The sequence below is a fragment of the Kitasatospora sp. NPDC056327 genome (assembly GCF_042261735.1).
In the GTDB taxonomy this organism is placed as follows: Bacteria; Actinomycetota; Actinomycetes; order Streptomycetales; family Streptomycetaceae; genus Kitasatospora.
The window spans coordinates 69,451-80,348 of the sequence record NZ_JBHJRC010000005.1; the positions used below are offsets into that span (position 1 = coordinate 69,451).

Consider the following 10,898-nt stretch of genomic DNA (forward strand, 5'->3'; position numbering starts at 1 on the left):
CCGGCGTGCTCCGGCGGATCGCCCCGGGGCCGGCGCGCTGTGGTGGCGGCCACCACCATCCGGTGGGCAACTGTGGTACCGGATGACGTGTGCCCGGCCCCGGCGGGTTCCTAGCGTGACGGCCATGGAAAACATCGAGAGCAGCGGCGGCCCGGCCGCCGCACCGGCCGACCGGTTCCTGGCCGGGCGGAAGGTCCTGGTGACGGGGGCGGCGAGCGGCATCGGCCGGGCGTGCGCCACCGCCTTCGCCGGGGCGGGCGCGCACGTCCACGTCGTCGACCTGGCAGGGGACGCCGTCAAAGCCCTCGCCGAGGAGATCGGCGGCACCGCCCACGTGGTCGACCTGGCGGACGCGGCGGCGGTGGACGCCCTTCCGGAGGACGCGGACGTCGTGGTGAACAACGCCGGGCTCCAGCACGTCGCACCGATCCACGAGTTCCCGGCCGAGCGCTTCGTCCTGATCCAGCGGGTGATGGTCGAGGCGCCGTTCCGGATCGTCCGGCACACCCTGCCGCACATGTACGCGCAGGGGTGGGGACGCATCGTCAACATCTCCTCGGTGCACGGCCTGCGGGCGAGCGCCTTCAAGTCGGCGTACGTGACCGCCAAGCACGCCTTGGAGGGGTTCAGCAAGGTCGCCGCGCTGGAGGGCGCGCCGCACGGCGTGACCAGCAACTGCATCAACCCGGGGTACGTGCGCACGCCCCTGGTGGAGCAGCAGATCGCCGGGCAGGCCGCCGCGCACGGCATCGCGGCCGAGGAGGTGGTGGAGCGGATCATGCTCGACCGCACCGCGATCAAGCGGCTGATCGAGCCGGAGGAGGTCGCGCGGGCCGCACTCTTCCTCTGCGGCCCGCACACGGGCTTCGTCACCGGTGCCTCCCTGCCGCTGGACGGCGGCTGGACCGCGCACTGACCGGCGGACGGCCGTGACCGTCCCGGTGCCGCCCCGCGGCACCCCGGCGCCAGGTGGCCGGGACCCACACCGGGACGCCCGGGGTAGGTGTCGCCGACATGGGGAGGGCGCTGCGGCCTTCGTAGGGTGTCACGCACGGAGCACCGGTGCGGAGGAGTGAACACGGCATGTGGGGAAGCGAACGCGGTGGGCGGAGAAGCGGACGCGCTGGGCGGAAGGGCTTCGGCCGGCTGCTGGCGGGCGTGCTGGCACTGGTCGGCGCGGTCGTGCCGGCGGGGGCGGCCACGGCGGCCGTGCCCGCCCACCTGACGCTGGAGGCGGGCTACAGCAGTGTCGCCAACGGCTGGGAGCGCGTGGAGCGGTACCTCGACACCACCCCCGGCTTCACGCAGGAGCAGTACGCCCCGGACGGCCGCGGCGACCAGGACGGCCAGCGGCTCACCTTCTTCGGCGGCGTCAAGCAGCCCTTCTCCGGCCGCTTCCTGCTCTACTCGGCCCCGGGCTGGAACACCGGCGCGCGCCAGGTCCCGGTGCTGCTGGTGCACGGCGCCAACGACAACCCGGACCGGGCCTGGGCCAATCCCGGGGAGGCCGGCGGCTACGGCTGCGGCTCCGTCTCCTGTCCGGGCACCGGGCTGATGCAGTACCTGTCCGCCCGCGGCCACCGGGTCTTCGCGGTCGGCTTCGCGCACAAGCAGGGCGACAACCTGCTGCAGGCCCAGGCCGTCGGCGACGCCGTCGCGCTGATCCGCGCCAGGCTCGGCGTCCCGCAGGTGGACGTCGTGGGCTGGAGCAAGGGCGAGATGTCCGCCCGCGCCTACGTCTCCTCGGTCAAGCCCGCCTGGGGCCGCCCGTACGCGGGCGACGTGCGCAGGCTGATCACCATGGGCGGCCCGAACGGCGGCTACGACTACCCCTTCGCCCACGGCTGGGCCCACGACTTCTCCATCTGGCCGCAGTGCGGCGGCCGGATCAACGCCCCCGCGCCGCACCTGCGGATGACCTGCTACGGCACCTACACCGCGCACCCCGAGTTCTCGTTCGCCCCCACGGGCGGCTACGACGTCTACCCCGGGCAGCGGCAGATGCTGGCCCGCTGGGACTCGGTGTTCGGCATCGACCAGAGCCAGCAGGACTGGTACACCACCTATCACGGCGGGCAGGGCTTCTACACCGACGGCGGCGGCATCCAGGCCGCGATCGACGCCGGCTCGCTGATCACCCCGCTGCACCGGGCCGGAGTGCCCGCCTCGGTGACCACCTATCTGATGGCGGGCGGCGCGCCCAACGTCGTCGGCATCTTCAACGAGAACCGCGCCCCCAGCGACGGCGTCGTCCTCGTGGCCAGCGCACTGGACACCACCGGCATCGCCACCGTCGGCGGCACCGCGCTGATCACCCTCGCCAACCACATGCAACTCGGCTGGGACGGCGCGGCGAACGCGCAGGTCGCCGGCTGGCTGAACTGAGGACCCGCCCCATGACCACCGAACGACCGGCCACCGACCCACCCGCCGACGCAGGACCGGTCACCGAAGGACCGGCCACCAACCCGCCTGTCAGCGAACGACGGGTCGTCACCGACCGGCTGACCGTGAACCACGCCGAGATCGAGGGCCGCACGGGCGAGCCCGTGGTCCTCGTGCACGGGAACGTCTCCTCCGGCGTCTTCTGGCACCCGACGATGGCCGGACTGCCGGACCGCTACCGCCCGCTGGCACCCGACCTGCGCGGCTTCGGCGGCACCGAGCCGCTGCCGGTGGACGCCACCCGGGGCCTGCGCGACCACAGCGACGACCTGCTCGCCTACGTCCGGGCCCTGGCCCTCGGACCGGTGCACCTGGTCGGCTGGAGCATGGGCGGCGGGGTCGCGCTGCAACTGCTGCGCGACCGCCCGGACCTGGTGCGCTCGCTCACCCTGGTCAACCCGGTCTCCCCGTACGGCTTCGGCGGCACCCACGGGACGGACGGGCGGCTCAACTCGCCCGACGGCGCGGGCTCCGGGGCCGGCGGCGCGGCCCCCGAGTTCGTCCGGCTGCTCGGCGCGGGCGAGACGGGCGGCGACTCGCCGTTCGCGCCGCGGTCGGTGCTGGACACCGCCTACGTCAGCGAGCCGCTCGCCGACCCGGACCGCTACCTGGCGGCCATGCTGACCACCCGGACCGGGGAGGACCACTACCCCGGCGACACCCGCCCGAGCGGCACCTGGCCGGGCTCCGCGCCCGGCGGGCGCGGGGTGCTCAACTCCATGGCCCCGACCCACTTCAGGATCGACGACCTGGAACGGGTCGAGCCCAAGCCGCCGATCCTGTGGATCCGCGGTTCGGCCGACGTCATCATCTCCGACACCTCGCTCTTCGACCTCGCCCACCTGGGCGCCCTCGGCGCCGTCCCGGGCTGGCCCGGCGCGGAGACCTGCCCGGCGCAACCGATGGTGGCGCAGACCCGCGCCGTCCTCGACCGCTACGCCGCGGCCGGGGGGCGGGTGCGCGAGGTGGTGGTCGACGGCGCCGGACACAGTGTGCAACTGGAGCGGCCGAAGGAGTTCCTGACGGCGCTGGTGGAGGCCCTGGACGGGGCCTGACCGCGAGGCGGCCCCGGCGACGGTCGGCCCGGGTGACGGTCGGTGACCGGGGCCGGACCCGTCGCCGGGACCGCCGCCCGGCCTCCTCACGCCCCGGCGTCGAACCACGGGCGGCCGGCGGCCCAGTGCTCCACCCAGCCCGCGAAACCCGGTGCGGCCGTGGTGAATCCGTGCTCCGCGCCGAAGGGGATCGCGCCCTCGCCGTTGATGTACCAGACGTGCCCCCGGTGCGGGCCCGTGACGACGAGGTGCCAGTAGCTGCCGCAGCCGTCCGTCCCCAGCACGATCGATCCGTGGCCGAAGACCTGCTCAAGGACGGGACCGATCTCCTCGGCGGGCGCGGGGTCGTCCTCCCAGACCCACGGCGAGGTCAGCGGGAAGGGCCGGCCCAGGTCGCGCTCCGGCCGGTCGGCGCCCCAGTCGCCGGGCAGCTCCGCAAGCGCGAGGAGGCCGTGATCCGGCGGTCCGGAGCGCGAGCCGTCCGCGATCTCCGCGACGGACGTCCGGTACGGCTCGGGCAGCACGACGCCGTGCTCCGCCTCGAAGGCGCGCACGGCGGCCCAGCCCAGGGCGGGCGCACCGCCACCGTCGGTCCCACTACCGCCCCCGCTGCCGTCCCCGCTCCGGCCGAGGGCCGCGCGAATCACCGCCAGGTCACGGGGGTCGGCCTGCTCCGTCTCCATGAGACCCATGGATACCACCCGGTACCGACAACAGCACCGGTGCCGCCGCGCCGCCCACGGGGAATTCGGGTGCGGAGGATCGGCGGACTGCTGTCCAATCGGGAGGTGACGATCACCAGGAACACCCCGACGGTCCACGAACTGACCGCAGTGACGGCGGCATTGACCGCATGGCAGAGCGACGACCGGCTGACCCAGCTGCACCCGGGAGACGTCGGCTGGTTCCGGCGCTTCGGCGCGGAGCGCACGGCGGGCGCCCTCCGGACGTGGCACCGGGAGGGGGAGATCCTGGCCGTCGGCCTGCTGGACGGAGCGGACCTGCTGCGGCTGGAGATCGCGCCCGAGGCGCTGCAGGACGAGGAGTTGGCGCGGCGGCTGGCCGCGGACGCGGCGACGCCCCGGCAGGGTGTGCTCCCGGAGGGCGGGGCGACGGTGGCCACGCCGCCGGGCGCGGCCGTCCGGGAGCTGTTGGCGGGCCACGGCTGGGCGGCCGGCGAGGCCTGGACGGCGCTGCGCCGCGAACTCGCCGCTCCCGTACCGGATCCCGGGCTGCGCGTCGAGACGGTCGGGCCGGCGCAGGCGCCCGAACGGGCCCTCGTCCAGCGCTCGGCGTTCCCCGGCTCCACCTTCACCGAGGAGGCCTGGCACACGATGGCCGCCGCCGCCCCGTACACCGCCGCGCGCTGTCTGCTCGCCCGCGACGGCCGGGGGCGGCCGGTCGCCACCGTGACGGTGTGGTCCGCGGGAGCGGGCAGGCCCGGACTGATCGAGCCGATGGGCGTCCACGCCGACCACCGGGGCCTCGGCCACGGCCGGGCGGTCGTGCTCGCCGCGGCCCGCACGCTCCGGGCGCTCGGCTCGTCCAGCGCCGTCGTGGCCACGCCGAGCACCGGCACCGCCGCCGTCGCCACCTACCGGTCCGCCGGCTTCCGGCCGCTGCCCGAACTCCGTGACCTGCACCGCCGATGAGCCGCCGGAACGGGCGCACGGGACGGGCGGTCGGGATCTCCGCACTCCGGCCACCCGGGTTCCGTCTAGGACGGAATCCGTCCTAGACGATGCCTATCGTTCCTCTCGAACGCACGGCGGAACAGTGATTCGGAGGGATTCGTCATGATTCTGGTGATCGGCGCGACCGCGCACTTCGGGCGGCAGACGGTGGAGGCGCTGGCGGGCGCCGGGCGGCCGGTCCGGGCCCTGTCCCGGACGCCCGAACGGGCCGGCCTGCCCGCGGGCGTGGAGGTGGTGCGCGGCGACCTCACCCGGCCGGAGACGCTCGGGCCGGCGCTGGACGGCGTGACCGAGGTGTTCCTGGTGCTGCCCTTCGGCACGGACGCGCGGCCGCTGGTGGAGCGGGTGCGGCGGGCGGGCGTGCGGCAGATCGTGTTCCTCTCCTCGGGAGCCGTCGCCGACGGCGCGGACCCGCAGCCCGACGTGATCGCCGCCTACCACGCGGGGGTGGAGGAGGAGATCAGGGCGACGGGCGTCGCCTGGACGTTCCTGCGGCTGTTCTTCCCCGCGATCAACTCGCTGACGTGGGCGATGCAGTTGCAGGGCGGTGACACCGTCCGCGGCCCGCACGCCGCGGCGGCCGCCTCGGTGGTGCACGAGCGCGACGTCGCCGAGGTGGCCGCCGCCGTGCTCGGCGGCGCGGAGCACTTCGGCCGGGTCTACGAGCCGACGGGCCCGCACTCGCTCACCCAGACCGAGCAGGTCGAGGTGCTCGGCCGGGCCCTGGGGCGCGGACTGGGCTTCGAGGAGGTGCCCGACCCGATCGTGCGGGAGCAGCTCGGCCGGTTCATGGACGCCGGTTTCGCCGGTGCCCTGCTGGACCTGATGGCGGCCACCGCCGGCAGGCCGGCCCCGGTGAACGACACGGTCGAGAAGCTGACCGGCCGCCCGGCGCGCCCGTACGCGCAGTGGGTCGCGGACCACCTGGCGGACTTCCGCTGACCGGACGGCCCGCCACGGGTGCCGCGAGGGCCGTGGCGGGCCCGGGGAGCCCGGTCTCAGCCGGTGAGGGGGAGGTTGGGGATGTTGTTGAGCTGCTGGAGGCTCCAGCTCTGGTTCGCCGTGTTCCACGCCTCGTCGGTGGAGATGCAGTCCCACTGCTGCAGACGGGCCTGCTGACCGGGCGTGCCGGACGGCCCCTCCGCGTCCAGACACCTGCCGGTGGCCCGGTTCTTGAGGATCATGGTCGTGGGGAAGCACATGCAGGTGTGCCCCACCCAGGCGGTGGTCCACTCGGCCGGCGCGTAGCCGGCGTCGCAGTACGGGTACTGGAGGACGCCGGTGCCGTTCGCGTAGCTCCCCGAGCGCCAGTCGAGCATGAGGCACTGGCCCGAGTGGCGGGCCTTGATCCGGAAGTACCCGTTGCCGCTGTCGAGCAGCTCGTACTCCTGGGAGGCGCTGGTGTTGTTCGGCCACAGGAAGACGCCGGTGAGCGAGGCCGTCGAGGCCCACATGACGTCGGCCCGCAGCCCGGTCCGGGCGTTCACGAGCTCGTGGCGGGTGGGTTCCGCCGCGTGGGCGGAGGCGGGGGCGAAGGCCGTGAAGGCGGCGAACAGCACGGTCGCCGCGACCGCCGCGGGCGTGAACCGGGCGCGTCCGCGGACGGCCCGCGCCGCGGGCCCCCCGTGCACGGTCCTGCTCGTGGCCGTGATCCTGCCGGAACGGTCGGGCCGTCGGAAAAGGGGTGTCCGCATGGTGCCTTCCTCCGTGAGCTTCGGGTGACCGGTGGTCGTGGCGGTGCGCGTGGCCGGGCCGCCGGCGCGGGACGGCGCGCGGGCGACCACCCGTCACCGGTGCCGCCGCGGCCTCCGAACCGGCCGGCCCGGGCGCCCCCACCCTGGTCCCACGGCCTGTGCGCCGACCTTGCGGCCGCCTTGCGGGCCAGCCAGCATGGGCGGTGGGGATGTTCCGCACGCGCTGTTGATCACATGGGGGGACATGTGGACTTCCGGCTGTTGGGCGAGATCGAGGTGCGGGCGGCGGGCCGGCGCCTCGACGTGGGGACGCCGCGACAGCAGGTGGTGCTGGCCGCACTGGCGGTCGACGCCCGAAGACCGGTCACGATGGACGCGCTCATCGACCGGGTCTGGGGCCACGACCCGCCCGCCAACCCCCGGCCCGTGCTGTACGCCCATCTGAGCAGGATCCGGGGACTGCTGAAACAGGCCGCCGTCCCCGGGAGCGGGACGGCGGCGCGGATCGAACGCCGGCACGCCGGCTACGTGCTGGACGTCGATCCCGAACTGGTGGACCTCCACCGGTTCCGGCGACTGGTCGGGCAGGGGGACGACCGACGGTGCGACGACAGGCACTGCGACGACCCGCGGTGCGACGACGAGGTCCGGGCCGCGACGCTCGCCGAGGCGCTCGGGCTGTGGCGGGGAGAGCCCCTGGCCGGTCTCTCGGGCGACTGGGCCGCGCAGGTCCGGGAGAGCTGCCGGCAGCGCCGGCTGGACGCGCTGGTGCGGTGGGCACGGGCGGAGTGCCGGCTCGGCCGTCCCACCGGGGTGATCTCCGCGCTGCCCGATCTCACCGCCGAGTACCCGCTCGCCGAGCCCCTGGAGCACGTGCTGATCCAGGCGCTGCACGCGGCCGGACGGGAGGCGGAGGCCCTGGAGCGCTACGGCGCCGTCCGGCGGCGGCTGGCCGAGGAGCTGGGCGCCGGGCCCGGCAAGGAGCTGCGGACGCTCTACCAGAGCGTCCTGATCGGGGACCGTCCCCGTCCTCCCGCGGCGGTCCACCGGCCGGCCGATCCGCCGCCGGTGAGCGGCGGGTCCCCCGTCGGACCGCCCGCCGGTCCGCTGCCGGGGGACGGTCCGTCCACGGCCGGTGCGGACGGCGGACCGTCGGACCGCGGCGCCGCCCCCGGCCCCGGTTCCGGTTCCGTGCACGCGGGCGCCGCACCGGCGAGGCGACCGCGGGTGCGGACGCCCCACCGGCGGTCCCTGCTGGCCGTCCTCGCCGCGGTGGTCCTGCTCACGGCCTCCGGCGCCGCGTACGCCCTCCGGCGGGACGACTGCGACCGCGACGGGACCGCCGGCGCCGCCGAGCCGACGGTCGAACGCGCACGGGAACTCTTCGCCGCCGCCGAGGCCTTCGACGAGCAGGACAGGGCCGGTGACGCACGGGCGGCCGTCGTGGACGCGGTCCGGCTGTGGCAGGACCTCATCGGCCCGGACCCCGACCGCAACGCGCCGCCCCTCGCCCCCGCCGTCCTGCGGGCACTGGGCCGGGCCGGAGTGGACTTCAGCGTCTCCCGGTCCGAACTGCTCGGCTGGCTGGGCAATCCGGTCCACACGCCCTATCCGGCGATCGCCCAGGTCGTCCTGGGGCGGGGCTGGCGGTTCACGGCACCGGTCCTCCTGGACGCCGTCGTCTGGAACTACGAACACACGCCCGGCGTCCCCTCCCCGCGCAGCGCCGCCGACGTCCGCCCCGCCGTCCTGGAGGCGGCCCTCCTGGAGCACACCCGAACGCGCCACGGCACGGCGGTGGCGCGGTTCGACCAGCTCCTGCGGCCCTGACCGCCGCCGGGGGCAGGTGGGGGCCGGTGCGGGTCCGGGTGCGGGCGGTGTCGGACCGCTGTGCGAGACTCCCCGTCATGCGGGCCGATCCAGAACTTCTGCGGGACCTGATCGCCACCACGCCGGGGATCGTCACCCGGCCGGTCCGGGGCCGCCCCGAGGCCGCGATCCGAGCGGCGGAGGCCGTCACCGGCCCGCTCCCCCGCTCGTTCCGGTGGTGGTTGGCCGAGTACGGCGAGGGCTCGCTGCGCGGGTGCCCGATCGCCACCGTGGATCCCGGGCCCGGTTCGGGCGAGCCCGGACTCGCCCGGGACCGGCCCGGCGGGGACCGGCTCTGGTTCTTCGAGGACGACGACCACGAACGCTACGGATTCGCCCTCGACCGGGCCGCCGACGAGGAGTGGCCCGTCGTCGTGCACAGCCCCTTCACCGGGGAGGAGCAGCCGTTCGCGGACTCCTTCGCCGGCTTCCTCACGGTCTGGGCGGCACTCGCCACCGGGTCGGGGGAGGGACCGAACCCGGCCGTCGCCCGGCTGTGGCGCGCCACCCCCGGTGTCCGGCTGCCGGACGGCGGCACCCTGTACGGCCCGCACACCCTCCGCGCCCGCAACGACGCCCGGGAGGTCCCGGCGTCCGCGCCGCACTGGGTCCTGGTCGGCGAGGACGGCGGCGGAGCCGGCCTGTTCATGCGCCGGCACGGCCGGGACCGTTCCTCCCTGTACCGCGTCCCGGCCGGTCCCCTCCGGGGCGACCTCGCGGACGGCGGGGAACTGCTGAGCACCGACCTCTTCACCTGGCTCGACCGTCCCACCGGGCCCGGCCGTCCTCACGGGTCGGACCGCCCGGCCGGACCCGACCGTCCTTCCGGACCCGCGAACACCTGAGGGGGCCTTCCGTCACGAGTACCACCGGTCGGCGCCGGGGCCGGTCCGAAACCCGTTGGACGGCACGGGAACCCGCTTGCTGCAATGGGGGACGGCGGCTGTCGGAGGCGGAGGAGGACGGCGATGACCGGGATCACGCTGCACCTGTCGGTGCGCGGCCTCACCGACGCGGACCTGCCCTCCTGCGCCTGGGCCGGCTCACCCGGGCACGTGCGCGAGCTCGCCCACCAGATCCGCCGCGCCGAGGCGGGCGAGGTCGACTACCTGGCGGTCTGCACACCGGTCGGGCTCCCGGTGGCGGTCGGCGGCGTCGACTACACGGTCAGGCCCGGCGCCGGTACGCTCTGGCAGCTCGGTGTCCACCCGGCCCTGCGGTCCTGCGGGATCGGCACGCTGCTGATCCGCTCCGCCGAGCAGCGGATCGGCGCCCGCGGCCTGACCCGCGCCGAACTCGGCGTCGAGGAGGACAACCCGCGCGCCCGTGCCCTCTACGAGCGCCTGGGCTACCGGGCCTTCGGCCGCGAGCCCGACTCCTGGGACGTGGAGGCCGAGGACGGCTCGCTCCGGCGGTACGAAACGATGTGCACGCTGATGCGCAGGGACCTCGCCTGACCTCCTCGTGTTCGGGGCTCCGGGAGCCCGGCGCGGCTACTTCGCCCAGCGCCCCATGGTCGGCGCGATGCCGAGCAGGCACTCGAACCCGCTCCGGAAGCCGACGAGGGCGTGGGCGGTCAGGCGCAGATGACCCTCAAGACAGACCAGGTCGTCCTGCCTCGTGCCGACGAGGATCAGCGGAGCGAACCGCTCGCCCCCGAGGAGCGCCCGGGCCGCGTCGGCGAACGGTTCGTTGGACACCTCGAAAGCCCGCAGCCCTGCCCGGATCCGTGCGGCCGCGTCGGCCGGCCGGCGGCTGCCGCCCGACAGTTCGACCCAGTAGGAGTGGTCGAGGTAGCGCACACCGGCCGCCTCGCCGGCGGACAGGAGTGCCCTGGTCCACGTGACCTCGGCGGGGAAGTTCTCGAACAGGTCGCGGTTCTCGCCGTACCCGCGCGTCGCGGCGAGCAGAGCGCGACGCGCACGGTTCGCTCCCGCGTCGGAGAGGTCCGGATGCGTCAGCAGCCGCTCGGTCCGCCCGGCCGCCGCCAGGTGGGACCGGAGGTTGCGGCCGAACCTCGGGCTGGCCAGCTCGCCGCTCAGGAAGCAGGCGACCATCTCGTCCTCGCCGCTGATGCCCAGTACCCGCACGACCGTCAGCATAGGGCTGACGGTGGAGGTGGCCGCCGCGGCGGTGTGCGA

General features: G+C 75.2%; 11 protein-coding genes. 8 read left to right on the forward strand and 3 right to left on the reverse strand.

Features of this window, described 5'->3' with window-relative positions:
* The first annotated feature begins 124 nt into the window (after positions 1-124).
* From ACFCX4_RS01685 to ACFCX4_RS01695, 3 genes are all read left to right on the forward strand, one after another.
* Positions 125-916: a 3-hydroxybutyrate dehydrogenase gene (locus tag ACFCX4_RS01685; RefSeq protein WP_376137966.1), complete on the forward strand. Its 792-nt coding sequence runs from the start codon at positions 125-127 to the stop codon at positions 914-916.
* 167 nt (positions 917-1,083) lie between these two features.
* Entirely contained in the window at positions 1,084-2,385 is a 1,302-nt protein-coding gene (locus ACFCX4_RS01690) for an esterase/lipase family protein (protein WP_376137968.1), read from the forward strand.
* 11 nt (positions 2,386-2,396) lie between these two features.
* Positions 2,397-3,500: an alpha/beta fold hydrolase gene (locus tag ACFCX4_RS01695; RefSeq protein ID WP_376137970.1), complete on the forward strand. Its 1,104-nt coding sequence runs from the start codon at positions 2,397-2,399 to the stop codon at positions 3,498-3,500.
* A gap of 86 nt (positions 3,501-3,586) precedes the next feature.
* Here ACFCX4_RS01695 and ACFCX4_RS01700 read toward each other — a convergent pair whose 3' ends face one another.
* Positions 3,587-4,183, reverse strand: coding sequence for an SMI1/KNR4 family protein (locus ACFCX4_RS01700; protein ID WP_376137972.1), 597 nt, complete (start codon positions 4,181-4,183; stop codon positions 3,587-3,589).
* 105 nt (positions 4,184-4,288) lie between these two features.
* Here ACFCX4_RS01700 and ACFCX4_RS01705 point away from each other — a divergent pair, with 105 nt between their 5' ends.
* Together ACFCX4_RS01705 and ACFCX4_RS01710 are read left to right on the forward strand one after the other, a co-directional pair.
* A complete protein-coding gene (locus ACFCX4_RS01705; RefSeq protein WP_376137974.1) occupies positions 4,289-5,152 on the forward strand; it encodes a GNAT family N-acetyltransferase in 864 nt (287 codons plus the stop codon).
* 144 nt (positions 5,153-5,296) lie between these two features.
* Positions 5,297-6,136 (forward strand): NAD(P)H-binding protein, encoded by an 840-nt coding sequence (locus ACFCX4_RS01710; RefSeq protein WP_376137976.1) that lies wholly within the window; start codon positions 5,297-5,299, stop codon positions 6,134-6,136.
* A gap of 56 nt (positions 6,137-6,192) precedes the next feature.
* On the opposite strand, the gene ACFCX4_RS01715 is transcribed toward ACFCX4_RS01710, so the two are convergent.
* The gene (locus ACFCX4_RS01715) at positions 6,193-6,888 is read right to left on the reverse strand and encodes an RICIN domain-containing protein (RefSeq protein ID WP_376137978.1); all 696 of its coding nucleotides are present in this window, start codon (positions 6,886-6,888) and stop codon (positions 6,193-6,195) included.
* Between the two features lie 234 nt (positions 6,889-7,122).
* Between ACFCX4_RS01715 and ACFCX4_RS01720 the strand changes: the two genes are divergently transcribed.
* The 3 genes from ACFCX4_RS01720 to ACFCX4_RS01730 all read left to right on the forward strand — a co-directional run bounded on the left by ACFCX4_RS01720 (position 7,123) and on the right by ACFCX4_RS01730 (position 10,214).
* On the forward strand, positions 7,123-8,718 hold the full coding sequence (locus ACFCX4_RS01720; protein WP_376137980.1) for a BTAD domain-containing putative transcriptional regulator: 1,596 nt from the start codon (positions 7,123-7,125) through the stop codon (positions 8,716-8,718).
* A 77-nt stretch (positions 8,719-8,795) separates the two neighbouring features.
* A complete protein-coding gene (locus tag ACFCX4_RS01725) occupies positions 8,796-9,602 on the forward strand; it encodes a hypothetical protein (RefSeq protein ID WP_376137982.1) in 807 nt (268 codons plus the stop codon).
* A gap of 123 nt (positions 9,603-9,725) precedes the next feature.
* Positions 9,726-10,214, forward strand: a complete 489-nt coding sequence (locus ACFCX4_RS01730) for a GNAT family N-acetyltransferase (RefSeq protein ID WP_376137984.1) — start codon at positions 9,726-9,728, stop codon at positions 10,212-10,214.
* A gap of 36 nt (positions 10,215-10,250) precedes the next feature.
* Here the strand turns inward: ACFCX4_RS01730 and ACFCX4_RS01735 are convergent, their stop codons facing one another.
* A complete protein-coding gene (locus ACFCX4_RS01735) occupies positions 10,251-10,859 on the reverse strand; it encodes a hypothetical protein (protein ID WP_376137986.1) in 609 nt (202 codons plus the stop codon).
* Positions 10,860-10,898 lie beyond the last annotated feature (39 nt).

What these genes read in the sequence shown, in the direction of transcription:
- ACFCX4_RS01725 (WP_376137982.1), top strand. Translation starts at nt 8,796, where the DNA reads ATGCGGGCCGATCCAGAACTTCTGCGGGACCTGATCGCCACCACGCCG.
- ACFCX4_RS01690 (WP_376137968.1), top strand. Translation starts at nt 1,084, where the DNA reads ATGTGGGGAAGCGAACGCGGTGGGCGGAGAAGCGGACGCGCTGGGCGG.
- ACFCX4_RS01710 (WP_376137976.1), top strand. Translation starts at nt 5,297, where the DNA reads ATGATTCTGGTGATCGGCGCGACCGCGCACTTCGGGCGGCAGACGGTG.
- ACFCX4_RS01720 (WP_376137980.1), top strand. Translation starts at nt 7,123, where the DNA reads ATGGGGGGACATGTGGACTTCCGGCTGTTGGGCGAGATCGAGGTGCGG.
- ACFCX4_RS01730 (WP_376137984.1), top strand. Translation starts at nt 9,726, where the DNA reads ATGACCGGGATCACGCTGCACCTGTCGGTGCGCGGCCTCACCGACGCG.
- ACFCX4_RS01685 (WP_376137966.1), top strand. Translation starts at nt 125, where the DNA reads ATGGAAAACATCGAGAGCAGCGGCGGCCCGGCCGCCGCACCGGCCGAC.
- ACFCX4_RS01715 (WP_376137978.1), bottom strand. Translation starts at nt 6,888, where the DNA reads ATGCGGACACCCCTTTTCCGACGGCCCGACCGTTCCGGCAGGATCACG.
- ACFCX4_RS01700 (WP_376137972.1), bottom strand. Translation starts at nt 4,183, where the DNA reads ATGGAGACGGAGCAGGCCGACCCCCGTGACCTGGCGGTGATTCGCGCG.
- ACFCX4_RS01695 (WP_376137970.1), top strand. Translation starts at nt 2,397, where the DNA reads ATGACCACCGAACGACCGGCCACCGACCCACCCGCCGACGCAGGACCG.
- ACFCX4_RS01735 (WP_376137986.1), bottom strand. Translation starts at nt 10,859, where the DNA reads ATGCTGACGGTCGTGCGGGTACTGGGCATCAGCGGCGAGGACGAGATG.